This is a genomic window from Teichococcus coralli (genome assembly GCF_009829925.1).
Classification (GTDB): Bacteria; Pseudomonadota; Alphaproteobacteria; order Acetobacterales; family Acetobacteraceae; genus Pseudoroseomonas; species Pseudoroseomonas coralli.
In genome coordinates this window covers 34,772-56,544 of record NZ_SNVJ01000010.1, presented here as the reverse complement: position 1 = coordinate 56,544, position 21,773 = coordinate 34,772, and the positions used below count along the sequence as shown (strand labels likewise).

25 protein-coding genes are annotated in these 21,773 nt (G+C 73.6%); 5 read left to right on the top strand and 20 right to left on the bottom strand.

What is annotated here, in order from left to right:
* Window positions 1-10: 10 nt before the first annotated feature.
* Window positions 11-604, bottom strand: coding sequence for a YajG family lipoprotein (locus E0493_RS12950; RefSeq protein WP_160937367.1), 594 nt, complete (start codon window positions 602-604; stop codon window positions 11-13).
* Between the two features lie 32 nt (window positions 605-636).
* A complete protein-coding gene (locus tag E0493_RS12945) occupies window positions 637-1,986 on the bottom strand; it encodes an NAD(P)/FAD-dependent oxidoreductase (protein ID WP_160937366.1) in 1,350 nt (449 codons plus the stop codon).
* A 127-nt stretch (window positions 1,987-2,113) separates the two neighbouring features.
* Between E0493_RS12945 and E0493_RS12940 the strand changes: the two genes are divergently transcribed.
* Window positions 2,114-2,512: a hypothetical protein gene (locus tag E0493_RS12940; RefSeq protein WP_202397105.1), complete on the top strand. Its 399-nt coding sequence runs from the start codon at window positions 2,114-2,116 to the stop codon at window positions 2,510-2,512.
* Between the two features lie 36 nt (window positions 2,513-2,548).
* Here the strand turns inward: E0493_RS12940 and fabG are convergent, their stop codons facing one another.
* The 14 genes from fabG to E0493_RS12870 all read right to left on the bottom strand — a co-directional run bounded on the left by fabG (window position 2,549) and on the right by E0493_RS12870 (window position 14,870).
* A complete protein-coding gene (gene fabG / locus E0493_RS12935; RefSeq protein ID WP_160937365.1) occupies window positions 2,549-3,268 on the bottom strand; it encodes a 3-oxoacyl-ACP reductase FabG in 720 nt (239 codons plus the stop codon).
* Complete coding sequence (locus E0493_RS12930; RefSeq protein ID WP_160937364.1) at window positions 3,265-3,705, bottom strand: 3-hydroxylacyl-ACP dehydratase; 441 nt, start codon at window positions 3,703-3,705, stop codon at window positions 3,265-3,267. The genes fabG and E0493_RS12930 overlap by 4 nt, the downstream gene beginning before the upstream one ends.
* Window positions 3,699-4,529 carry a beta-ketoacyl synthase chain length factor gene (locus E0493_RS12925; protein ID WP_160937363.1) on the bottom strand — a complete coding sequence of 277 codons (831 nt, stop codon included), beginning with the start codon at window positions 4,527-4,529 and terminating at the stop codon, window positions 3,699-3,701. The genes E0493_RS12930 and E0493_RS12925 overlap by 7 nt, the downstream gene beginning before the upstream one ends.
* A complete protein-coding gene (locus E0493_RS12920; protein ID WP_235913751.1) occupies window positions 4,526-5,731 on the bottom strand; it encodes a beta-ketoacyl-[acyl-carrier-protein] synthase family protein in 1,206 nt (401 codons plus the stop codon). The genes E0493_RS12925 and E0493_RS12920 overlap by 4 nt, the downstream gene beginning before the upstream one ends.
* Window positions 5,728-8,094 (bottom strand): MMPL family transporter, encoded by a 2,367-nt coding sequence (locus tag E0493_RS12915; protein WP_160937362.1) that lies wholly within the window; start codon window positions 8,092-8,094, stop codon window positions 5,728-5,730. Before E0493_RS12915 ends, E0493_RS12920 begins: the two co-directional genes overlap by 4 nt.
* Window positions 8,095-8,301: 207 nt before the next feature.
* On the bottom strand, window positions 8,302-8,901 hold the full coding sequence (locus E0493_RS12910; protein ID WP_160937361.1) for a LolA family protein: 600 nt from the start codon (window positions 8,899-8,901) through the stop codon (window positions 8,302-8,304).
* Entirely contained in the window at window positions 8,898-9,794 is an 897-nt protein-coding gene (locus E0493_RS12905; protein WP_160937360.1) for an LpxL/LpxP family acyltransferase, read from the bottom strand. Before E0493_RS12905 ends, E0493_RS12910 begins: the two co-directional genes overlap by 4 nt.
* Window positions 9,791-10,108, bottom strand: coding sequence for a hypothetical protein (locus E0493_RS12900; RefSeq protein ID WP_202397104.1), 318 nt, complete (start codon window positions 10,106-10,108; stop codon window positions 9,791-9,793). Before E0493_RS12900 ends, E0493_RS12905 begins: the two co-directional genes overlap by 4 nt.
* A complete protein-coding gene (locus E0493_RS12895) occupies window positions 10,105-11,466 on the bottom strand; it encodes an AMP-binding protein (protein WP_160937359.1) in 1,362 nt (453 codons plus the stop codon). The genes E0493_RS12900 and E0493_RS12895 overlap by 4 nt, the downstream gene beginning before the upstream one ends.
* Window positions 11,459-12,082, bottom strand: coding sequence for a COG4648 family protein (locus tag E0493_RS12890; protein WP_160937358.1), 624 nt, complete (start codon window positions 12,080-12,082; stop codon window positions 11,459-11,461). The genes E0493_RS12895 and E0493_RS12890 overlap by 8 nt, the downstream gene beginning before the upstream one ends.
* A 4-nt stretch (window positions 12,083-12,086) precedes the next feature.
* A complete protein-coding gene (locus tag E0493_RS12885; RefSeq protein ID WP_367614512.1) occupies window positions 12,087-12,353 on the bottom strand; it encodes a phosphopantetheine-binding protein in 267 nt (88 codons plus the stop codon).
* 214 nt (window positions 12,354-12,567) lie between these two features.
* Complete coding sequence (locus E0493_RS12880; protein WP_160937356.1) at window positions 12,568-13,434, bottom strand: MipA/OmpV family protein; 867 nt, start codon at window positions 13,432-13,434, stop codon at window positions 12,568-12,570.
* Window positions 13,431-14,105, bottom strand: coding sequence for a methyltransferase domain-containing protein (locus E0493_RS12875; RefSeq protein ID WP_160937355.1), 675 nt, complete (start codon window positions 14,103-14,105; stop codon window positions 13,431-13,433). Before E0493_RS12875 ends, E0493_RS12880 begins: the two co-directional genes overlap by 4 nt.
* 9 nt (window positions 14,106-14,114) lie before the next feature.
* Window positions 14,115-14,870, bottom strand: coding sequence for a class I SAM-dependent methyltransferase (locus tag E0493_RS12870; protein WP_367614511.1), 756 nt, complete (start codon window positions 14,868-14,870; stop codon window positions 14,115-14,117).
* Window positions 14,871-15,125: 255 nt separating this feature from the next.
* Between E0493_RS12870 and E0493_RS12865 the strand changes: the two genes are divergently transcribed.
* Together E0493_RS12865 and E0493_RS12860 are read left to right on the top strand one after the other, a co-directional pair.
* Window positions 15,126-15,797 (top strand): lysophospholipid acyltransferase family protein, encoded by a 672-nt coding sequence (locus E0493_RS12865; protein ID WP_160937353.1) that lies wholly within the window; start codon window positions 15,126-15,128, stop codon window positions 15,795-15,797.
* A gap of 7 nt (window positions 15,798-15,804) precedes the next feature.
* Window positions 15,805-16,587 carry a glycosyltransferase family 2 protein gene (locus E0493_RS12860; RefSeq protein WP_160937352.1) on the top strand — a complete coding sequence of 261 codons (783 nt, stop codon included), beginning with the start codon at window positions 15,805-15,807 and terminating at the stop codon, window positions 16,585-16,587.
* Here E0493_RS12860 and E0493_RS12855 read toward each other — a convergent pair.
* Entirely contained in the window at window positions 16,484-17,353 is an 870-nt protein-coding gene (locus E0493_RS12855; protein WP_235913750.1) for a polysaccharide deacetylase family protein, read from the bottom strand. The genes E0493_RS12860 and E0493_RS12855 overlap by 104 nt on opposite strands.
* A gap of 113 nt (window positions 17,354-17,466) precedes the next feature.
* Window positions 17,467-17,643, bottom strand: coding sequence for a hypothetical protein (locus E0493_RS12850; RefSeq protein WP_160937351.1), 177 nt, complete (start codon window positions 17,641-17,643; stop codon window positions 17,467-17,469).
* 213 nt (window positions 17,644-17,856) lie between these two features.
* Here E0493_RS12850 and E0493_RS12845 point away from each other — a divergent pair, with 213 nt between their 5' ends.
* Together E0493_RS12845 and E0493_RS12840 are read left to right on the top strand one after the other, a co-directional pair.
* Window positions 17,857-18,597, top strand: coding sequence for an alpha/beta hydrolase (locus E0493_RS12845; protein ID WP_160937350.1), 741 nt, complete (start codon window positions 17,857-17,859; stop codon window positions 18,595-18,597).
* Window positions 18,598-19,143: 546 nt separating this feature from the next.
* Window positions 19,144-19,281 carry a hypothetical protein gene (locus tag E0493_RS12840; protein ID WP_160937349.1) on the top strand — a complete coding sequence of 46 codons (138 nt, stop codon included), beginning with the start codon at window positions 19,144-19,146 and terminating at the stop codon, window positions 19,279-19,281.
* Here E0493_RS12840 and pdxA read toward each other — a convergent pair.
* Both pdxA and E0493_RS12830 read right to left on the bottom strand, forming a co-directional pair.
* Entirely contained in the window at window positions 19,272-20,315 is a 1,044-nt protein-coding gene (gene pdxA, locus E0493_RS12835) for a 4-hydroxythreonine-4-phosphate dehydrogenase PdxA (protein WP_160937348.1), read from the bottom strand. The genes E0493_RS12840 and pdxA overlap by 10 nt on opposite strands.
* Window positions 20,312-21,568, bottom strand: coding sequence for a four-carbon acid sugar kinase family protein (locus E0493_RS12830; RefSeq protein ID WP_160937347.1), 1,257 nt, complete (start codon window positions 21,566-21,568; stop codon window positions 20,312-20,314). The genes pdxA and E0493_RS12830 overlap by 4 nt, the downstream gene beginning before the upstream one ends.
* Window positions 21,569-21,773 lie beyond the last annotated feature (205 nt).

Sequence of the window (21,773 nt, the reverse complement as noted above, 5' to 3'; positions counted from 1 at the left end):
CCGATGGCTTTCATCGCAGCGCGGCCGCGAAACTTGGCTTGTCGAGCAGCCGGTCGATCGCCTCACTCATCGCCTGCTGGGCGATTTGCCGCAACTCGTCAATCGAGCCGAACACCCCTGCTGACAGTGTGATGACGCTGCCGCCGACGCGGTTGGCACGCTCCTGGTCCATCAGCACCGGCGCGCCGCCACTCGCCGGGCGAAGGGTAACGCGGAACTCGGCGGTCGCCTCGCGCCGGGCGAGCTGGTCGGCGTTCAGCGCGAGGATCTCGACCGCCAGGTGGTAGCGCGCCGTGCTGGCGTCAGGCGCGAGCAGGCCACGTGCCAGGAGCGCATCGGCGAAGGCCTTGCGCACCACCTCCGCCAATGGCACGGGTGCCTCCAGCCGCTTGATCGGGTTGCCGAAGCCGCCACGGATCGTGCCGATCCAGTTGGGATCCTCGCGTCCGTCCGCGCGCCGGTCCGTGACCTGCGTCACCAGGACGACCGGCCGTGCCATGGCTGGCGCCGCAGGGGCTGATGCCGGCGTGTAGGGCAGGCTGGCCTGGGTGGTGCCGCAGGCGGCCAGGGCGAAGCACAGGAGGAGGGTAGCGCGGCGGCGCATCGGCGAGCCTTTCGACACGGATGGGGGCACGGTCACTCGGCGGCCATGGCGGGCAGGCCCGGCACCACACGTTGCAGCTTGCCGCCACGCAGGCGGTAGCCCAGGCGGTGCGCCAGGCTGAGCATGCCGTAGACCGCCTTGAAAGCCAGCACGGGAAGCTGCCGGCTGGTATTGGCATGCACGTCGCCGGCCAGCAGGCTGACCAGCCCGTCGCGCATGCGGAAGCGATTGGAGGGTTGCATGAACATGTCGCGCAGCACCGGCCGGTTGATGCGATAGATCAGCCAGGACATCGAGCCGATGGCGCGGTGCACCTTGCGCTCGAAAGCCTCCAGCAGCGGCGCGGCGCGGGCGGGGTCGTCCAGCCAGGCATCCACGGCCTCGGCACCCAGCTCGGCGCTGGCCATGGCCAGCATCACGCCCGAGGAAAAGACCGGGTCCAGAAAGGCGAAGGCATCGCCGACCATCAGCCATCCCTCCCCGCGCATCCGCTGCGCGCGGTAGGAGTAGTTGCCGGTCGTCGTGACGGCCGAGGCGAGCTCCGCCTCCCGCATCCGTGCGCGGACCGAGGGGCTGGCCTCCAGCGATTCGCGCAGGAACTCCTCGAAGCTGCCGCTGCGGCGCTTGAAAAATTCCGGCGTGCCGACGACGCCGACGCTGGTGATGCCCTCCGGCAGCGGGATCGTCCAGCACCAGCCATCATCGAGCAGATGGATGGTGATGTTCCCCTCCGGGCATTCCTCGCAGGGCGCCACGCCGCGGAAATGGCCGTAGATGGCCGCGGTGTTGGTATGCGCGTCGCGCTGCTTGCCGCCCTGCTGCTTCGCCAGCACGGTGTCGCGGCCCGAGGCGTCGATAACGAAGCGCGCCTGCCACGCGTGCTCCCGTCCCGCCGCGTCACGCGCGACGACGCGCGAGCCCCGCGCACCGCCGAGCGCCACCTCCGTCACCAGCATGTCCTCATGCGCCTCCGCGCCTTTCGCGGCGGCGTTGCGGAACAGGAGTTCGTCGAGCTCGGCGCGGTGCACCTGGTAGCTGTGCGTATAGGTCTTGTTGAGGCCGTCGGCGAAGGAGAAGGAGATTTTGTTGCCGTGCTCGTCGGAGACGAAAGAGGCACCAGGCTTGAACACGCCGATGGCGCGCACCGCCTCCGCCACCCCAAGCTTCTCGAAGATGCGCAGGTTCTGCGGCAGCAGCGATTCGCCAATGTGGAAACGGGGATGCCGCGCCTTCTCCAGCATCACCACATGCCGCCCGCCTGCCGCCAGCAGCGCCGCCGCCGTGGAACCGGCCGGGCCGCCGCCGATGATCAGGACGTCGCAGCCGCCGCCTGCCGGGGCACTCGCCGGAGTGGAGGGAGAAGGGAAGGCGTCGGACGGCATCGGCAGAAAGTTCCTCAGTTGCGGCCCAGGTGATGGTTACAACGGCCCAGCCTGCCCGGCACAGCGGTGACGGGGCCCTCCAATTGCGACATCATGGCGCATTCTCGCCGGAAGAGGAGATGGTTTGATGCGGGGAATGACTCGTCGTGGACTGGCTGGTTTCCTTGGCCTGCTGGGAGTGGCCGGGCTGGGGCTCGCCGGCTGTGCCCGCACGGCTCCGATCTACAATGTCAGCCATGCCGATTTCGTCGGCTCGGCCCCCCTCGCGGTGCGCTCCGAGCAGATCCGCCGCGCCGGCGCGGGGCTGGGCTGGATCATGGAGGACGAGGCGCCCGGCGTCATCCGCGGCACGCTCAACCTGCGCACCCACCAGGCCGTGGTGCAGATCACCTACACACCCACCGACTTCTCGCTGCGCTACGTCGACAGCACCAACCTGAACTATGACGGCGCGATGATCCACCGGAACTACAATGGCTGGATCCAGCGCCTGGAGCAGCACATCATCGCGCAATCCGCCGTCTAGCCGGCGGAGGGAGCGCCGGCGCCGCGCGCGCCGGCCTCAGGCCAGCCCGCCATTGATCGAGATGGTCTGCCCGGTGATGTAGCCGGCGCGGTCGGAGGCCAGGAAGCCGACCAGTTCGGCCACTTCCTCCGGCTGCCCGGCGCGCCGTGCCGGCACCAGCTTCGCGATCTGCTCGCGGTTCATCGCCGCGGCGATGGCGGGGCTCTCGATGATGCCGGGCGCCACCACATTGGCCGTCACGCCACGCGGCGCGCATTCCAGCGACAGGCTGCGCACCGCTCCCGTCAGCCCCGCCTTGGCGGCGGCGTAGTTCGCCTGCCCCCGGTTGCCCATGATGGCGGAAACCGAGGAGATGGCGATGATCCGCCCCCAGCGCGTGCCGATCATCGGCAGCAGCAGTGGCTGCGCGACATGGAAGAAGCCGTTCAGCGAGACGTCGATCACGGCGTGCCACTGCGCCGCCGACATGCCGGCCATCGGTGCGTCGTCATGCGTGCCGGCATTGTGCACGAGAATCTGGACCGGCCCGCCCGCCAGCAGCGGCCCGAGGGCGGCGGCGGTGGCGGCGGCGTCCGTCAGGTCGAAGGCTACCGCCTCGGCGCTGCCGCCGGACGCCCCGATCTCCGCCGCCAGCGCCTCGGCGCGGGCGGCGCCGGAATGCGCGTGGAGGATGACATGCACCCCCTCGGCCGCCAGCCGCCGCGCGATGGCGGCACCGATCGGGCTGGCGCCGCCGGTGACCAGCGCGCGCCTCACGCCGCCTCCGGCAGGATCACCGCCGCCTGGCCGGACAGCAGAACCTGGCCCGCCGCCGAGATCTGGAAGGCATAGATGAAGGAGCGCGCCTCGCGCGCCACCGCGGTGGCGACGATGCGCAGGTCGGCCTGCCGGTCGTCGAGCCGCGCGACGGCCAGCGTCACGCCGCGCAGGCTGGCCAGGTAGCCCGCCGGCTGCGCCGCGCCGTCCCCGGTCAGCGCGCCGTGCAGCGCCATGGCCTGCAGCGCGTATTCCACGCCCGAGACGGCCGGCAGCATCCCGGCCCGCCGCAGCGGGTTGGCCGGATCGCGGTGCGAGACGGCATGGCAGACGATGCTGTCGTCTTCCCAGCGCTCGGCGCGGTCGAGCAGGCACATGGCACCGGCATGCGGCACCCGCGCGGCGATCGCCGCATGGTCCAGCGACGGCTTCAGCATGGTGAAAGCTCCGCCTCCAGCCCCATCCCGTCCAGCAGCGGCCAGGCCAGACGCGCCGGCTTCCGGGCGGCCAGTGCCTCCAGCAGCGGCAGGGCGCGCGCCGCCGGGTTGGCCTCCTCCAGCGTGGTCCGGAGAGCGCTGCGCGGGGCGGCTTCGGTGGCGGGTGCCTCCGGCCGGTGGCGCAGCCCCAGGGTGGCGCGGGCACCGTCCGCCCCTTCGGGCAGCAGCAGCATGGCCAGGGCGAAGGGCACCGCGGTGGGGCGGCATGCGTCCAGTGGCGGGTTCAGCGGCGCGTCATAAGCGCAGAACAGCACCGGGCGTCCCCAGGCCGCCACTCCGGTCGCCGCCTGCAGCAGGCCGAGGGGGAAGGTGTCGTCATGGCAGCCCAGGCTGACCGAGGGCCGCATCGAGCCGGCGCCGATCCCCCAGTAGCCGGCGGCGGCATTGTGCACGGAGTTGTGGAACAGCGTCGGCGAGACATCGCCGCCGGGCGTCGCCAGCGCGTCCAGGATGGCGCCGACCACCGCGCCATCCCCGTTGGAACTGGCGAAGACCGTGTCCAGCGCCTCCGGGGCGAGGCCGGAACCGGCCACCGCCTCCCCGGCGGCGGCCAGCGCCAGCCGCACCACCAGGCTGGCGCGGCGGCGTTCGGCCGGCGCGAGCATGGCGGGCGGCGGCACGGCAGGCGCCGCCTCCTGCCAGGGTGCCATGCCCGCCAGCACGGCCTCGCTCGCCGCCCAGCCCGCCAGGCCGGGGCCGAGCAGGCCGATCCCGCCGATCCCGCAGCGCACCGGCGGCGGCGCGGTCTCCGGGGCGCCGCTCATGCGCGGCCGATGATCAGGCTGCAATTGCTGCCTCCGAAGCCGAAGGAGTTGCTCAGCACCCGCCGCACCGGGCGGTGGCGGTTGGCGGTCACGACGTCGGCGCGGAACTCCGGGTCCGGCGCCTCCACCCCGAGGCAGCCGGGCACCAGCCCGGCCTGCACGCAGATCGCCGCGATGGCCGCTTCCAGCGCCCCCGAGGCGCCGAGCGTATGCCCCGACCAGCCCTTGGTGGAGGAACACGGCACCGCCGCGCCGAAGAGATGCGACACCGCCCGGTCCTCCATCGCGTCGTTGGCGCGGGTGCCGGTGCCGTGCAGGTTGACGTAGTCGATCGCGTCCGGTGCCAGCCCCGCCGCGTCCAGCGCCGCCCGCATGGCGCCCACCGCTCCCAGCCCCTCCGGATGTGGCGAGGACATGTGGTGCCCGTCGCTGCTGGCGCCGGCGCCGAGCAGCCGCAGCGGTGCCCCAGGCGCCTCCTCCGCCCGCTGTAGCAGGGCGAAGCTGCCGGCCTCGCCGATCGAGATGCCGCCACGGTCGGCGGCGCAGGGGCGGGTGGGGCCCTGCGCCAGCAGCGCCAGCGCGTTGAAGCCCTGCAGCGTCATCCGGCAGACCGTGTCCACCCCGCCGACCACCACGGCGTCGCACTGCCCCGTGCGCAACAGCGCCGCGCCCTCCAGGAAGCTGCGCGCTCCTGAGGTGCAGGCGGTGGACAGCGTCATCGCCGGTCCGCGCAGCCCGAGCCGGGCGCGGACATAGCGCGCGAGCGAGAACAGGTCATGCGTGCCGGCGAAGTCGAAATCTGCGGGCAGCGCGACCTCGCCCGGGCCGCGGCGCCGGTAGGCCGCCTCGGTCTCGGCGATGCCCGCGGTGCTGGTGCCGAGCACGACGCCGATCCGCGCGGCGCCAAGCCGCTCCCGCGCCGCCAGCACCACCTCCGCGAAGCCGTCGCATTGCAGCGCCAGCTCGGCCAGCCGGTTGTTGCGGCAGGCGAAGCGCTCCAGCGCCGCGGGCAGGCGGACTGCCTCCAGCCCGGCCACGCGGCCGGTCCAGGTGCCGGGCAGATCGTCCGCGGGAAGCGATGGGGCGAGGCCGCTGCGCCGTTCCTCCAGCGCCGCCCGCGTCGCCGCGAGGCCGGCGCCCATGGCGCTGACGGCGGTGAGGGCGGAAAGGACCAGCGGGGGAAAGGAAGGATGGATGGTCAAGGATGCGTCCGGAGGCGGGGTGCCAGGGCAAGGGCCAGGGTGAAGGCGGCGGCGACGCCGAGGGCGACGGTCAGGCCGATGCCGCGCAGGACCGGGGTGCCGCAGAAGGCCAGCAGCCCGAAGGTGAGCAGCGTCGTCACCGTGCAGTTCAGCACCGAGCCCAGGGTGCGCTCGGCCTCGGCCGCCGCGTCGCCAGGGATGGCCGGCGCCGCGCTGCCGAGGAAAAGGGCATAGTCCATCCCCACCCCCGCCGACAACAGCAGCGCGACAAGGTGGAAGGGCGTCAGCAACTGGCCGCCGAGGTTCAGCAATGCCAATGTGACCAGCAGCGCGCCCCCGATCGGCGTGGCGGTGCGGAGCGCGGCCCGCAGCCCGGCCATCGCGCCGCCGCGCTGCCGCCCGAGAACTGCGGCCAGCAGCACCAACACGCCTAGCCCCCCCAGCGCCGCCCAGCGCAGCGCCTGCGCGGTGGTGGCGGCCACCACGCCCTCCGTCTCCGCCTTCACCGCGACGAGCAGGATGCCGGGATCGCCCAGGCCGTCCACCGCCTTGCGCAGCGCCGGCATGTCCCGCACGCCACTCGGCACCACCAGCCCCTGCCAGGTGCCGCCCCGCTCCGAGAGCAGCAGCGCCAGCCGCGCCGAGAGGGCGGGGGCCTCCGCCAACCCGGCCGGGGTGAGCGGCGGCAGTGCCCGGCTTTCCGCGACGCCGGCGACGAAGCGGTCGAAGGCATTGGCGCGGAAGGGCAGGCCCGCCGCCGCCGTCGCCACCCGCGCGCGCAGCGCTTCGGCATCGGGCAGCATGCCCTGGCGGGCGCGCTGGGTGGCGGCGCTGGGCAGGGTGCGCGCCGGGCTGTCAAAGCCGCCGATCGCCCCCTGCGCCACCAGCGGCCCGAGCGCCGCCCCGACCCGCTCCGCCGCACGCAGCACGCTCTCGGCGTCCTCGCCCCCCAGGGCGATCAGCGTGCCAACATCCGGTGCGCCGAGCTGGCGCCGCAGCTCGGCATCCAGGTCGCGCTGCGCCTGCGGCACCGGGCTGAGGCGGTTGAGGTCCTGGTTCCAGCGCGGGCCGCCCGTGGCAAGCAGCGCGAGAGCCGCCAGCGGCAGCGCCAGCAGCGGCCAGCGGGCGCCACGCAGCCCGGCCAGGGCACGCGCCAGCGGCAGGGGCAGCGGCCGCGGCCCGATCGCCTGGCCCGGCAGCAGCCAGGGCAGCCCCCAGCGGGTGACGGCCACCCCGGTCAGCAGCCCCGCCGCGCCGAACAGCCCGAGCTGCGCCAGCAGCGGGAAGCCCGAGGCCAGCATGGCGCTGAGCCCGAGCGTCGCCGCCGCCGCCGCCAGCCGCAGGGTGGGCCAGAGGCGCCGCGCCGTCTCCTCCAGCCGTTCCCCCGGGCGGCGCTGCGTCACCAGCAGCACGGGATAGTCGGCGATGATGCCGAGCATGGTCATGCCGAAGCCGAAGGCGGCGCCGTTCACCGCGCCGAAGGCCAGCGCCACCGCCAGAGTGCCGGCGAGCGTCCCCGCCAGCAGCGGCACCGCCACGGCGGCCAGCATCAGCAGCGACCGGTAGCGCCACCACAGGAAGGCGGCGATCAGCAGGCCCGAGAGCACGGAGATCATCTGCACGTCGGCCCGCACGGCGGCCGCGGCGGCGGTGCTGAACACGCCGGGCCCGCTGACCAGCAGCCGCGCCCCCTCGGCCGGCTTTGCCGCCTCGTAGGCCTCGTGGAAAGCTCCCACCGTTGCCGCCTGCGCATCCAGGTCCGTGCCCGAGGCCTTGGCGCGCGCGATGATCAGGGCGCGCGGCGCGGCGGCTCCCTCCGCGAACCAGACGCCCTCGCGCAGCGCCACATGGCTTTCGCCCATCCAGGCGCCGAGCAGCGCGAAAAAGGCGCCCGCCGGGTCGGCGAAGCCGAAGCGCGCCAGCAGCGGCGAGGCGGCGGAGCGCAGCCCGTCCAGCAGCGCCACCATTTTGTCGCGCAGCGCCGGTGCCTCGAACAGGGCCGGGCTGGTGGCGGGGGAGAGCAGGTAGCGGTAGCGGAACAGCAGGTCCCGCTCGGCCTCATCGAGGTCCTGCACGCCATTGCCCACGAAGGCGAAGCGGCCGGAGGCCCGCAGCCCGTCCGCCACCGCGCGGCTGAGCCGCGCCAGCTCCGGCTCTGGCGCGCCCTCGATGCCGGCCAGCAGCAGGGTGGTGGCGGCGCCGCTGCGCAGCTCGCGCAGCAGGAACTCCGCGCCCGGCGTGCTGCCAGGGGGCAGCAGGTCGCTCATCTCGGCGCGGAAGGTCACGCCGCGGAGCAGCGCGGCGCCCAGCAGGGCGAGCAGGAGCAGCGCGCCGAGCACGCGGGCGGCGGGGTGCCGGCTCATGCCGGGAAAAGGTCGGGGGAAGGAATTCCCCCGAACCCCCATCTTCTTCTTGCCAGCTTTGGGCCGCGCGGAGGACGAGGGCGGGCCGCGGTCGCCAGCGCGGCGAGGCGAACAGAAAGAAGAAGAGGGGGCCAGAAGGAGAATTCATTCTCGCCCGGTTCCGCCGCGTCAGGGGAGGCCCCTCCAAGCCGCTCCGGCCGCGCCATCTCAGCGCCCGGCGGGCCGGGGCGTGATGAGCAGCCGCGTCGTCCCTTCGTTGCCCCGGGTGACGAGCGAGGTCAGTTCGCCCCCCAGCCCGGTGACCTCCACCGACTGCAGCGCCGCGCGCACGCGGAGCGAGCGCGGCCTCAGCCACATGCGCCAGCCCGCCGCCTCCGGCCGGAACTCGATCTCGAAGTGCCGCTGCAGGGTGGCGAGGTCCCCGGCCAGGGTGGCGCGGATGGATTCCACCAGCGGGCGGATCTCCGGAACGTCGTCCAGCCCCATGCTGCGCTCAAGGTTCTGGGCCGGGCGGGCCAGGGTGAGCCGGTCGCCCTCCACGCGCAGGATTTCCTCCACCGGCGCCAGGGTGTGCTTCTCCAGCCGGTCCGGCGCCTGCCAGGCCAGGGTGCCGGTGCTGCCCAGCGGTGCGTCAAGCTCGGGGATCTGCTTGGTTTCGATGAAGTCCGCCTGGCCGCTGCGGCGGGCTGCCAGCGCGGCCATCACGGCCTGCAGCGTCGGAGCGGGCTGGGCCTGCGCGGCCCCGGGCCAGGCGAGCAGCGCGGCCAACCGCAGCGCGGCCCGGCGGGAGCAGGGGCGTAGGGTCATCCGGCCTCCATCTCCTGCCAGAAGTCGTAGAAGTTGAACCAGTTGTAAGGGAAAGCCCGGGCGATTCCCTCAAGCCGCACGGCATAGTGGCCGATCGCGGCGGCGAGATCCTCGCGGCGCCGGGTGCGGTCGAGCAGGATGCGCTCGGCGAAGGGCTCGAAATGCACCTCGTAGCGGCGTGGCCCGGTCCAGACCCCATAGGCCAGCATGACCGGCGCCCCCAGCACGGCCGCCAGGATATGCGGCCCCTCGGGAAAAGCGGCGGGGTGGCCGAGGAAGGGCGCACGCGCCACCTTGTCCTGGTGCGGCGTGCGGTCGGCCAGGATGCCGACCAGCCCGCCCCGTTCCAGGCATTCCTTGGCGCGCAGCATGGCGTCGGGCCGGCCAAGCGGAATGGTGCTGGTTCGCGTCCCCGCCGCCTGTTGCGTGAAGAAGTTCATGCTGATGGCGGCATGCTGCGCGTGCATCAGCGCCACCACCTCGACCGGGCATCCGGTATCGGCCACGGCCCGCATGGCATCGAAGCTGCCGAGATGCGCGCCGAGCAGGATGCAGCCCTGGCCCCGGGCGATGCGCTCCTTCAGCAGGTCCAGCCCGACGATGCGGATGTCGTAGCCCTCGCGCCGGCCATCCAGCAGGAAGACGCGGTCGAGCAGGGTGGCGGAGAAGGTGAAGTAGTGCCGGAACTGGTCGGCGAGGCCGGGCTCGCGCCCCAGCGCACGGCGCAGGAAGCGCCGGGAGGCGGCGCGCTGGCGCGGCGAGGAGACGAAGAAATAGGCGGTGATCGGGTAGAGCAGCAGCCAGGCCGCGCGCCAGCCGAGCCGGGTGATGATCCAGCCCATCAGCTTCAGCGCGGCGGCATTGCCGCGCTCCCGCTGCGTGGTCCAGGTCATGCGCCGGGTGACCCCAGGGCGGCCTCGCCGCTCAGGGCCAGCGCGCCTCGGCAATGGCACTGGAAGGCGACACGCCCCGGAGCGGTGCCGCGGAACTCCACCTCCACCACTTCCTCCGGCGCCACGGGGGCGGTGAACTTGGCGCGCAGCAGTTGCGTGGCGGTGCCATGGCCTTCCTCGGCCAGCGCGGCGAAGACGGCGTCGAGCAGCACCACGCCAGGCACCACCGGCCGGCCGGGGAAGTGCCCGGGCAGGCTGGGATGGCTGGCCGGCACGGCGAAGCGCCGGCGCCAGGGGGCGGGCGCGATCATCATGCGGTGCCGGCCAGCTGGCGCCGCAGGGCCGCCAGCGCCTGCTGCGGCAGCTTTCCGACGGAATCGCGCGGAAGGGCCGGCACCAGCGTGACGGCGCGCGGCAGGAAGACCGGGTCCACCTGCTGGCGCAAGGCGGCCAGGATGGCCTCGGCGCTGCGCGCCGGCGCCACGGCATAGACGGCGAGCCGCGCGGCGGGATTGCGGTCCAGGTCCTCCGGCACCACGAAGACGCCATCCTGCACGCCCTCGATGCCGTTGAGCAGCGCGTTGAGGCGGGCCAGGGAAGCACGCTTGCCGCCGAGCTTGACGATGTCCGTCCTGCGGCCGAGCAGGCGGAAGCACTCCTCTCCCTCCAGCTCCACCGCGTCCGCCAGCGGAACCGGCTCCGGCAGGCCCGCGACCTCGGCGGCCACCACGTCCTCGGTCCTGCGGCGCAGGCCAACGCTGCGGTAGAGCCGCCAGAGCGGTCCCTCCACGGTGCGGCGGCTGGCGATCGAGCCCATCTCGGTGGCGCCGTAGATCTCCAGCACCGGCGCCTGCCAGGCCCGCTCCACCGCCTCGGCGAGGCTGGCCTCCAGCGGCGCGGTGGCGGAGATCACCGCCTGCAGCTTCGGCATCGGCTGGCCGGAGCCGAGCAGGGCGCGCATCTGCAGCGGCGTCGTCACCAGCACGCGGCGGCCCGGGGCGGCGTGCAGCGCCTCGGCCACCTCGACGGGAAAGAAATGCGGCCCGGCATGGCTGGCCGTCGCGGCGTGCAGCGGCAGCACCATGGTGGTTTCGAAACCGTACATGTGCTGCGGCGGCACGGTGGCGACCACGGTGGTCTCCTGGCCGTCCGGGTGGTTCAGGTTGAAGCGCTCCCCGGCGGCCTCGGCGGCGGCGACCAATGCGCCCCAGGGCTTCGGATGCGCGCCCGGCACGCCGGTGCTGCCGGAGGTGAAGCCGATCGCGGCGACCTGCCCGAGGGGGATGCGCGGGTTGGGACCGATCGCGCCCGCCGGCGCCGCAGGGGCGACGCGCACCGCGTCCGGCGGCGCCTCCCAGCTCGGGTCTTCCCCGGTATCTGCCAGCACGTAGAGGTCGGGATAGTCGGCGGCGATCTCGCGCCGCCGCCGGGACGAGCGGTCGCTGGAAAGCAGCATCACCTGGCCCCGGCTCACCACCGCGGCGAAGCTCACCAGCGCGTTGTAGCGGTCGGCGCAGAGCCCAAGCGCATAAGGGCGGTCCGGCAGCCGGGCGGCGAGCGCCGCGACATCGGCCAGGAAGCGCCCGCAGGTGACGGGCTCCGCGCCCCGGCGGAACATCACCGCCCCGGCCGCGCGGGAGGTCAGGGGAGCCGTTGGGGTGCCTTCAAGCATGGCGGGACAGGTGAGCCGAGAGGATGGCGCGCAGGGTGCGGGCCGGGGTGGCGAGGCCGAATTGCGGGAAGCGCAGGGTGCGGATCACGTGCTCACCAAGGAAAAGGAAAAGCATGAAGGCCGCCGTGCCGCCCAGCACCGTGCCGCTGCCAAGCGGGGCGGCGAGCGGCGGCAGGCCGAGCAGCAGCAGGGTATGCAGCGGCGCCAGGACGGCGAAGAGCGTGGCCCAGAGCAGCGTCAGCACGCGGGTATAGCCGGCGCATTCCGGCGGCAGGTGGCCGAAATCGTGCCGGGTGTAGCGGCTGATCAGCGGCTCGCGGCCCGGCCGCAGGGTGGCGCCGAAATGCGTGCAGAGCAGCAGGTCCCCGGCGGCGGGGAGCAATCCGGCGAGCCGCTGCGGCGCCAGCGGGCGGAGCAGCGGCCAGGTGAGCGCGAACGCCGCCGCCGCGACGGCCAGGGCCAGCCGCGCCGGCCGGGGGAGGTCGCGGCCTGCCGCCATGGCGAGGGCCAGCAGGCCCAGCAGCAGGGCCAGCTCGGCATGGCCCGCCAGCCGGACCCCGCCGATGACGGCGCCGGCCAGCAGCATGGGAGCGAAGCGCCGCGCGGCCCGCACCATCCCCTCAGTGCTGGCGATGCTTTTCGATATGGGCGGAGAGGTTGCGCAGCGAAGCAAAGATCTGCCCGTTCCGCTCGTCGTCCGAGCGGAGCTGGAAGCCGTAGCGGCGGGAAATGGCGAGCGCGATCTCCAGCGCGTCGATGGAGTCGAGGCCCAGGCCCTCGCCAAAGAGCGGGGCCTCGGGGTCGATCTGGTCGGCGCTGGTCTCAAGATGGAGGGCTTCGACGATCAGGGCGGCCACCTCCGCTTCGATGGCCAACTGGGAACTCACGCAAAACCTCCTCGCCTGAACCGGTGCTGGGCCGCGGAACATAGGGCGTTAAAACGGATCCTGCACAAGAAGAATTGCCGGGTTGGCGCCGAATTTCGTCGCGGCGGGGCGGGCGCCGCGGCTGAGGAGGCAGTTTCCGGGTTCCCGTGCGGTTGACCCTGGGGACGCGGAGCTGGACGAACGAAGAGGGGGGGCGGGGAATTCCTTTTCCCGCTCAGTCGAAGGGGGAGGAGGTGGAAGCCACGCGCGCCTCCGACTGGTAGAAGGACCAGGCGAAGCCCAGCGCCACGGAGGTGTTCCACTTCTCCCGGAACAGCGGGCTGTCATCGTTGGTGGCGCCATGGAAGGATTCGAGCCTTCCGCCCGCCACGATGGAAAGCCGTTCCGTCAGCGGCATGCGGTAGGAGAACTGCAGCCGCGTGCCGAGGTAGCCGGGATCGGCATCATAGGCAGGGCGGCCCGGGCGCGCGTATTGCGGCTCCACCCGGTAGAAGTAGTCCATCATCCGGTTGGTGGCGAAGATCGGCCCCAGCCCGACGCGCAGGCGTGCGCCGGCGGCGAGCAGGTTGAGCCGCTCATAGGCCAGTTCCGGCGCCACCACGATGCCGCGGTAGTGCACCGAGGACCAGTCGGTCGAGAACACCGCCCGAACCGGCAGTTCCAGGTTCACCCGCTGGCGGACCGTGCGGTCCTGCCACAACGTCAGCCGAAGGGCAGGGCCGATCTCGCCTTGCCAGTCCAGGTCCGGCATGCCCTCGCGCGCATCGTTGTCGGCGGAGGAGGCCGGAAAGGAGCCGGAGAGGCTGAGGTCCAGCCCGAGGCCCTCCGTGTTGTAGAAGCGCCCGCGCACGCCTTGCGAGTCGCTGCGCAGGATCTCGCCGCGAAAGATCACGTAGGGAAAGAACAGGCCCTGGACGTGGTTCTGCCCGGCCGCCGGATAGTCGGGCAGCCAGCCGCCGCCGCCGGCGAGGCCGGCCTCGAATTTCGGCTGCAGGCGGGCATCGGCGGCCTCCTGCGCGTGCATCGTGCCGGGCGCAAGCAGCGCCAGGCCAAGCAGAAGCCCGGAGAAAAGCCGGCTCATCCATCAGTCCTTTTCGCAAGCATCAGCACGTTGGGCAGGGGCGTCCCGCTCCAGCAGGGGCGCACCGTGACGTCGAAGCCGGCCGCCGCCAGTGGGCCGGCGATCGCGGCCAGGGGCAGCGGACGGATGCTCGCCTGCCGCCCGGCGCCACGCAGGGCGCGGTTCGCCACCTCCATCGCCCAGCCGAAACGGCTGCGCCAGCCGCACCCCGGGTCGAAGGCGCGGATCACGATGCGGCGCCGCGCAGCGGCGGCGGCGCGGCCCAGCAGGGCCATCTGCGCCGCCTCGGGAAGCTGGTAGAGGACGTCCACCAGCAGCACCGTGTCGCAATCCGGCACCGGCGCGGCCAGCAGGTCCGCCACGGCGAAATGCGCCGCCAGCCCGGCGGCGGCCTGCCGCGCTTCCGCCAGGTGAACAGCATTGCCGTCCAGCCCGGTGACGCGCGCCGCCGCGCCACCGAGCAGCAGTGCCAGGGCGAGCTGGCCGCGCCCGCAGCCGAGATCGGCGACATGGCCGAAGCCCTCGCCTGCCGCCAGGGCGAGAATGGCGGCCGTTGCCGGGTCGCTCCGCAGCTTCAGGCGGACATAATGGCGGGTGAAAGGCGAGGCCGCCGCATAGCGACGCGACACCTCGGCGAGCAGGGCCGCCGGCGCGGCCGGGGGAGTGGGCACGGGAAAGCTTCAGCCGGGGCGGCGGCCGCCATAGGCGCGAAAGAGACCCAGCGAAGTCTCGCAGCCCACGGCGGCAAAGCCGGCCTCTCCCAGGTGGCGCAGGATGGTCTCGGCCGGGACGCAGGCCTCGATCGTGTCCCAGTAGTACTGCATCAGCGTGCCGGAGCGGCCGCGCGGCGCGGTCAGGCGGCAGAGCGCCGGCACCACCCCTCCGAGATAGGCGCGCGCGGCGGCATGGCCCCAGGCGCTGCCGGGGCGGCCGATCTCCAGCAGCAGCACCCGCCCGCCCGGCCGCAGCACGCGCAGGAACTCGGCGAAGGTGGCGGCGAGGTCGGCCACGTGGCGCAATGCGTAGCCCATGCTGACGAAGTCCACGCTGCCATCGGCCAGCGGCAGCGACTCGGCCCGGCCCTGCAGCAGCGGGAGCGCAAGGCCGCGACGCGCCTCGGCCAGCATGCCGGCGCTGGGGTCGAGCCCCATCACCAGGCCGGAAGGGCCGGCGATGCGCGCCGCCTCGCGCGCCACCAGCCCCGTGCCGGTGGCGACGTCCAGCACCCGCATCCCCGGAGCGAGGCCGGCCTGCCGCAGCGCATGCCGGCGGTACCAGGCGCCGGTGCCGAGGGAGAAGACGCGGTTGATGCGGTCGTAATGCGGCGCGGTGTCGTCGAACAGGCGGCGGACAAAGCCGGCGCGCTGGCCCGCCTCCGGGTAGTAGGCTGGCAGATCGGGGTGCGGGGCGGCCTGGCGCGGCTGTGGTTCGGTCACGGGCGGTCTCCCAGAAGCGGCTCCCGCGCGGGCGGGCCACAGCGGAGGTGACAACCGATAGACCGGCTCCGGGGCGCTCGGCTAGGGTCCGGAAAACCCGGGAGGCCACCGCTGAACGACTCCGCCATCCACCCCTCCTCTCCCCCGCAGGGACTCTGGGCCCCGCTGCGCGGGGCTTGGGAGGCGGCGGTCTTCTACGGGCTGCTGCTGCTGTTCGCGGTGATGTGCCTGCTCTGGAGCCTGCCGGCGGCGCTGTTGCACAGGCTTCTGCCCGCCTCTGTCGGCCGGCCGCTCGGGCAATGGGGCATTTCGCGCGGCTTCCGGCTGTTCCTCGGCGCCATGCGGCTGACGGGTGCGCTGCGCTGCGACCTTTCGGCGCTCGACGCGCTGCGCGACGAGCATGGACTGGTCATCACGCCCAACCATCCCTCGATGCTGGACGCCGTGCTCGTCACCTCCCGCCTGCCGCGCGTGGTCTGCATCACCAAGGCCTCGCTGTGGGACAACCTGCTGCTGGGAGGCGGCGTGCGGCTGGCCGGCTATGTGCGCAACGACGCCACGCAGCGGATGATCCGGGACGCGGCGGCGGCGCTGCGCGAGGGCCGGCAGCTGCTGATCTTTCCCGAGGCGACGCGCAGCCCGCCGGGCGCCGGCCCGGCCACGCCGGCGCCCGGTCCCTTCAGCCGCTCCTTCGCGGTGATCGCCCAGCGCGCCGGCGTTCCCGTGCAGACGGTGGTGATCGAGACCGAGACGCCCTACCTCTGCAAGGGCTGGCCGCCGCTGCGCCGGCCGCCGCTGCCGCTGCGCTGCCGGGTCCGGCTGGGCCCGCGCTTTCTTCCCGGCGAGCGCGCGAAGGAACTCAGCGGCGCGGTGGAATGCAGCCTCCGCGCCGCCCTCCCTGGCGCGCCGCGCCAGGATGTGGCCTGAAGGCGGCATGATCCCGCCCTCGCGGACCCACCTGGTCCTGATCCCTTCCTACAACACCGGCCCGATCCTGGTGGAGACGGTGCGCGCCGCCCGCGCCTGCTGGAACCCGGTCTGGGTGGTGGTGGACGGCAGCACGGACGGCAGCGACGCGCCGCTCGACGCCATGGCCGCGGCGGACCCTGGGCTGCGGGTGCTGCGGCTGCCGCGCAATGCCGGCAAGGGCGCGGCGCTGCTGCATGGGCTGGAAGCGGCCCAGGCGGCGGGCTTCACCCATGCCCTGGCCATGGATGCCGACGGCCAGCATCCGGCCGGGCATATCCCCATGCTGATGGCGGCTTCGGCGCGGCAGCCGGAAGCGCTGGTGCTCGGCCAGCCCGTCTTCGGGCCGGAAGCGCCGGCGCTGCGCGTCCGGGGACGGCGGCTTTCGAACTTCTGGGCCAATCTGGAGACGCTCTGGGTGGGGCTGGGCGATTCGCTGTTCGGCTTCCGCGTCTATCCCGTGGCGCCGCTGGTGGCGGTGATGCGCCGCACCCGCTGGATGCGCCGCTACGACTTCGATGCCGAGGCGGCGGTGCGGCTCTGCTGGGCGGGGCTGCCGCCGGTCGGCATTCCCGTGCCCGTCCGCTACCTCACGCCAGAGGAGGGCGGCATCTCGCATTTCCGCTACGGGCGGGACAACGTCCTGCTCACCGGCATGCACGCGCGGCTGGTGCTGGGGTTTTTTGTGCGGCTGCCGCGGCTGCTGGCGCGGCGTGCCCGTCCACGGCCTCCGGCAGCGGCACGAGGCTGAACCCGGCGGCAACCAGCCGCGTCAGCAGGGCGGGCAGCACGGCCAGCACCACCGGGCGCCCGCCGTCGTCCGGGCGGCTGTTGCCGTCATGCAGCAACAGGATGTCGCCTGCGTCCGCCCGGTGCAGGCGGTGCAGCACCCGTGCCGGGTCGCCGATGACGCCGTCGGCGCCGCGGCGGGTCCAGGAGGCGTGCCGCAGGCCGGTGCCCGCCAGCACGGGGGCCAGGAAGGGGCTGTGCAAGCCGACCGGGGGGCGGAAGAAGCGCGGCGCGCCGCCCGCCTCCAGGATCGCCGCCTGCGCGCGCAGGACTTCCCGCCTTTGTCCGCCGGGTCCGAGCGCCGCGAAATGCAGGGGGTGGCTGTTCGAGTGGTTCTCGGCGCTGTGGCCGCGCCGGAGGATCTCCCGCACCAGCGCCGGATGGCGCGCGGCGCGGCGGCCGATCAGGAAGAAGGAGGCGCGGGCCTGATGGGCGTCCAGCAGGTCGAGCACCCGGGGGGTCGTCTCGGGGTCGGGGCCGTCGTCAAAGGTGAGAGCGACCTGTCCGGCCCGCCGGCAACCCTCCGGCAGGCGGCTCAGGTTGGCTCCGAGCAACTGCGACCGAGGGCTCATGCTGGCGAGGGTCAGCGCCAGATGGTTCGCCGCCAGCCCGCCCAGCACCCAGGGCCAGAGGGCAGGCGCCAGCCCCAGGGCGCCAAGGCTGCCGGCATGCAGCAGGACGGAGGCATGCACCAAAGGGGTTGGCCGCCAGCGCGGCAGGGCCGTCAAGAGGCCGCGTTCCGGGGCGATCGCCGCCCTCCTTCGTCATGTGGAGGGCGCAGTTAAGAGGGTGCGGCACCCTGCCGGTCAAGCGCTCCGGCCGGCATGCCGCGGGCCGGCCCTCAGCGGCTGCCCTGCTCCTGGGGCTGCGGTGCGCCACCGGGCTTGCGCCCCAGCTCCTCCAGCTTGTGTTTCACCTTCAGGTCCTCGGCCCCTGGGGGCGGGGGCGATTCGGGCGCGACACCCTCGGGCACGGCGTCGCCGGGATCGTGGCGCCCGCTGTCACTTGGTCCTGCCATGGGGCTGCTCCTTATCCAGGAATGCGGCGGGGAAAGCACCTGGCGGAAAAGCGCCTGCCGGGCGGATTTGGTTGCCTGCCGCCGCAAACGGCGCGCCGCTGGACCGTTATCCAGCGGCGTGGCCTGGAAGTGTCGAGGAGGGCGAGAAATGGCACGGCCGATCACAGCCGGCGCCGCAATGAAGCCGGAGCGCCACCCGTCCGGGCGCCCGGCATGAGCGCCTACGGCACCGATCGGGACAGCGCGAAGCATGGCCGGCTGCTGGCCCGGCCCGAGCCCCGGCCCGAGCCCCTGCCCGAGCCCCTGCCCGAGCCCCTGCCCGAGCCCCTGCCGGAGCGGCCTGCCTTGCCGCCCGGCCTGCACGGCCTCGGCCTCGGCCGCCGCCGGGACGGGTTCCTGCGCGTTCCGGAAGCGGCGGGGGAGAGGCCCCTGCCGCTCGTGGTGATGCTGCATGGGGCGGGAGGACAGGCGGCCGGCGCGCTGCGGCTGATCGAGCAGGCCGCTCCCGGCGTGCTGCTGCTACTGCCGGAAAGCCGTGCCGCGACATGGGACGTTATCATGGGCGGATTCGGGCCCGACGTCGCCTTTCTTGACGCCGCGCTGCGGGAAGTCTTCCAGCGTCACCGGGTGGACGCGCGCCGTGTCGCCCTGGCGGGCTTCTCGGACGGTGCGTCCTATGCCCTGTCCCTGGGGCTGGGCAATGGCGACCTCTTCACGCATGTGCTGGCCTTTTCCCCCGGCTTCGCCGCGCCCCCACCGGCGCTAGGACGGCCGGGCATCTTCATCTCGCACGGGGTGAAGGATGACGTCCTGCCGATCGGCGCCTGCAGCCGGCGGATCGTGCCGCGCCTGCGCCAGGCCGGCTACGCGGTGGAGTATCGCGAGTTCGCCGGCGGCCACGACCTTCCCGAGGACTTGGCCACCGAGGCGGTGCGGTGGATGGCGGGCGGCTGAGGCCAGGAAAGTGCCTTCCCCGGAACCGCCGCTCAGGGGTGCCATCACTTGCGCCCGTTCTCGCCGGGACCGCGGCGTCCCCGGCGCCGCCCGACCACGCGCCGCAGCGGGTGCGGACCTCGCAGCCGGAGAACACCCTCCCGCGTCATGACCCGGGCCCGCGCGATATCGCGCCCTGCCGCATCGACCAGTGCGGCGAGGCGGCCGGTCGGCGGCATAGCCGAGCCTGGGTCGGCAGGGCACGCCGCTGCTCGCGGCCGGGACGCCCGGTGGCGGCCCGGTGGCGGCCCTGCCGCCCGTCCTTCGCGGCTCGTGCGAGGCTCCAGGCGGAGGCGCCCAGCGCCAGGGCGCCTGCAAGAACCGCGGCTGTTTGGATGCCGGGTGGTCGCATGGCCCAGCCTTCGCTGGGGAAACCTCCTGCAATCCCTGTCGGGACCACTCCCGCACGCCCAGGTCGCGGGGTGCGAACCTCCGCCTTGCTCGCCGGTTGCGTGGACCAGGCGCATCCCGCCGGCCACTGTTCTGGCGGGCGAGAGTGGAGGAGCGATGCAGAAGCAGGGGGACCCAAAACAGAAGGCGCAGCTCGGCTACATCGATGTGCGGCGGCCCAGGCGACGCTGGGCCTATATCGCTCCGCTGGTGATCGCCGTTCTGGCCTTGCTGGTGTTGTTCTCCTACTGGTGAGACGGCGGGTCCGCCCGGCCGCCGGCGCGCTCCCGCCCGGGCGCCAGCTCGGCGGCCTGCCGGAGCGCCTCGATCAGGCTGCCTTCGTCCGCCAGGCCCTTGCCGGCGATGTCGAAGGCGGTGCCGTGGTCCACCGAGGTGCGGACCACCGGCAGCCCGACGGTGATGTTCACCCCGGCCTCCAGCCCCATCACCTTCACTGGGGCATGGCCCTGGTCGTGGTACATCGCCACCACGAGGTCGAAGTCGCCGCGCGCGGCGCGGTAGAACAGCGTGTCCGCCGGCAAGGGCCCTTCCACCTTCCAGCCCTCCGCCTGGCAGGCGCGCACGGCGGGGATGATCTTCTCCGCCTCCTCGCCATGGCCGAACAGGCCGTTCTCCCCGGCATGCGGGTTGATGCCGCAGACGCCGATGCGGGGCTCGGCGATGCCGGACTTCCGCAGCGTCGCGCGGCCGCGGGCGATCACCCGCCGCACCAGCGCGGGCTCGATCTTCCGAATGGCGTCGACCAGGCCGATATGCGTGGTGACGTGGATGACGCGCAGCCTGGGCGCCACCAGCATCATCGAGACTTCCGGCGTGCCGGTCAGGTGCGCCAGCAGCTCGGTATGGCCGGGATATTTGTGGCCGGCGGCATGCAGCGCCTCCTTGGAGAGCGGCGCGGTGCAGATGGCATCCGCCTCGCCGGCCTCGACGAGGCGCGTGGCGCGCTCGATGAAGCGGAAGGCGCCTTCGCCCGAGAGGGCGGAGAGCTGGCCCCAGGGATGGCCGGGCGGGATCAGGCCGAGGTCGATGCAGTCCACCGTGCCGGGGGTGAAGCGTGCCTCGGCCGGCGAAGGCCGCGCGGCCACCTCCAGGCCGGCCCCGGTGATCGCGCCCGCCTCGCGCAGGCGGTTGGCGTCGCCGACCACCAGCGGGCGGCAGAGGTCATAGACCTCGTGCCGCGCCAGGGCCTTCATGATGATCTCGGGGCCGATGCCGGAGGCGTCGCCCATGGTGATGGCCACGATCGGCCGCGTATCCGGTGCGCTCATTCCGGGTCTCTCCCCTGCAGCAGGGCGCGCATCCGGTCCCGCGCGCGCCCGATCGTGTCCATGTTTCCGAAGGCGCCCGCCTTGGTGACAACGGGAACGCCGGCTCGCCCCCGCGTCAGGCCCAGCGGCACCCCCGGCTCCACCTCGTCCAGCAGCCGGATGCTGCCGATGCCGAGCCCGGCCAGCACCGCGCGGGCGGTTTCGCCGCCGGTTGCGAAGAGCCCGCCCATGCGCCGCCCGGCGGGGCGCAGCAGCATCGCCAGCGCCTCCGTCAGGGCGGCGCCCTGCCGCAGGTCGGCGGCCGGCTCGGTGCCAATGGTCACCAGTGCATCCTCCCCCCGCGCGAGCACGCCGGCAATCGCTTCCGCCGCCGCATGCCACTCCGCGCCCGGGCCGGCGCGCAGCAAGGCGGGGGCGATCGGGAAGAAGTGCACGCCGCCCGCCCGCAGCAGCCGCTCGGCGGCGGCGCGCGAGGCCTCGGCGACGCTGCCCACCACCAGCAGGAGGCCCCCGGAAGCTGGTAAGGAGGGGAGGGGCGGAGGCTCCGCACGGCCGCCCGGGGCCGCCGCCGCCAGCGCCGCCGCCAGCCCTCCGGTGCCGACCCAAACCACCCGGCGCCAAAGCGGCAGGGTGGCGCGGGCGATGGCGGCGAGGTCCTCCGCCGTGGCGGCGTCGCAGACCATGGCGGCCGTGCCGGCGGCAAGCGCCCCGCGCAGGGCGGCGGCGGGCGGGGCATCGCCCGCGCGGAGGGCCTCAAGCGGCAGGTGCCCGGCATCGAGGCCGGCGGCGGCCAGCACGGCGGAGAGCTCGGCGGTGGGATAGGTGTGGTCGCGCGCCCAGAGGGGCGTGGCTTCCAGTGGGTCGCCATTCAGCCGGACGTGGCCGCCTTCGGTGGTGCGGCCCGTGGCCGGGAAGGCCGGTGCGACGATGGCGAGCGCCGGCTGGCCGGCCTCGCGCAGCACGGCCAGGGTTTCCGCCAGCTCCGCCGCCGGCTGCCCCCGCAGGGTGGAGTCGATCTTCTTGAACAGGGCCGCGCCAGGGCTGCGCCAGGCCTCCAGCAGGGCGCGGTGGCGGGCCGCGGCGGCATCGGGCGGCAGGCGCCGGCTGTCGGCATCAACGGCGACAACGCTGTCGCCGGGCTCGGCCGCGCCATTGCCCCAGACCACCGCGGCGGCATGGCCGTGGCGGGCAAAGGCGACCGCGCAATCATTCGCCCCGGTCAGGTCGTCGGCGAGGATCAGCCAGCGCTGCATGGGGCCGGCAGCATAGCCGCATTCCCGCCGGCGGACAGGCCAGGCGAGGGAAAACCCCCCCTCCCGGCAAAAGCGGCCGCGGCGCCGCTTCGAATCTTCATTCCGCGTTCCGTGCGCTCCGGCCCAGGATGCGCTTGGCTTCGCCGGGAAGCCCGCATCGGGATCGAAACTCCCGGGTTCACGAGCTTCCTTTTGGCGGCGGGCA

What these genes read in the sequence shown, in the direction of transcription:
- E0493_RS12900 (WP_202397104.1), bottom strand. Translation starts at nt 10,108, where the DNA reads ATGATGATCGCGCCCGCCCCCTGGCGCCGGCGCTTCGCCGTGCCGGCC.
- E0493_RS12860 (WP_160937352.1), top strand. Translation starts at nt 15,805, where the DNA reads ATGATCCCGCCCTCGCGGACCCACCTGGTCCTGATCCCTTCCTACAAC.
- E0493_RS12925 (WP_160937363.1), bottom strand. Translation starts at nt 4,529, where the DNA reads ATGAGCGGCGCCCCGGAGACCGCGCCGCCGCCGGTGCGCTGCGGGATC.
- E0493_RS12895 (WP_160937359.1), bottom strand. Translation starts at nt 11,466, where the DNA reads ATGCTTGAAGGCACCCCAACGGCTCCCCTGACCTCCCGCGCGGCCGGG.
- E0493_RS12915 (WP_160937362.1), bottom strand. Translation starts at nt 8,094, where the DNA reads ATGAGCCGGCACCCCGCCGCCCGCGTGCTCGGCGCGCTGCTCCTGCTC.
- E0493_RS12950 (WP_160937367.1), bottom strand. Translation starts at nt 604, where the DNA reads ATGCGCCGCCGCGCTACCCTCCTCCTGTGCTTCGCCCTGGCCGCCTGC.
- E0493_RS12880 (WP_160937356.1), bottom strand. Translation starts at nt 13,434, where the DNA reads ATGAGCCGGCTTTTCTCCGGGCTTCTGCTTGGCCTGGCGCTGCTTGCG.
- E0493_RS12890 (WP_160937358.1), bottom strand. Translation starts at nt 12,082, where the DNA reads ATGGTGCGGGCCGCGCGGCGCTTCGCTCCCATGCTGCTGGCCGGCGCC.
- E0493_RS12945 (WP_160937366.1), bottom strand. Translation starts at nt 1,986, where the DNA reads ATGCCGTCCGACGCCTTCCCTTCTCCCTCCACTCCGGCGAGTGCCCCG.
- E0493_RS12845 (WP_160937350.1), top strand. Translation starts at nt 17,857, where the DNA reads ATGAGCGCCTACGGCACCGATCGGGACAGCGCGAAGCATGGCCGGCTG.
- E0493_RS12910 (WP_160937361.1), bottom strand. Translation starts at nt 8,901, where the DNA reads ATGACCCTACGCCCCTGCTCCCGCCGGGCCGCGCTGCGGTTGGCCGCG.
- E0493_RS12905 (WP_160937360.1), bottom strand. Translation starts at nt 9,794, where the DNA reads ATGACCTGGACCACGCAGCGGGAGCGCGGCAATGCCGCCGCGCTGAAG.
- E0493_RS12940 (WP_202397105.1), top strand. Translation starts at nt 2,114, where the DNA reads ATGCGGGGAATGACTCGTCGTGGACTGGCTGGTTTCCTTGGCCTGCTG.
- E0493_RS12830 (WP_160937347.1), bottom strand. Translation starts at nt 21,568, where the DNA reads ATGCAGCGCTGGCTGATCCTCGCCGACGACCTGACCGGGGCGAATGAT.
- pdxA (WP_160937348.1), bottom strand. Translation starts at nt 20,315, where the DNA reads ATGAGCGCACCGGATACGCGGCCGATCGTGGCCATCACCATGGGCGAC.
- E0493_RS12840 (WP_160937349.1), top strand. Translation starts at nt 19,144, where the DNA reads ATGCAGAAGCAGGGGGACCCAAAACAGAAGGCGCAGCTCGGCTACATC.
- E0493_RS12930 (WP_160937364.1), bottom strand. Translation starts at nt 3,705, where the DNA reads ATGCTGAAGCCGTCGCTGGACCATGCGGCGATCGCCGCGCGGGTGCCG.
- E0493_RS12850 (WP_160937351.1), bottom strand. Translation starts at nt 17,643, where the DNA reads ATGGCAGGACCAAGTGACAGCGGGCGCCACGATCCCGGCGACGCCGTG.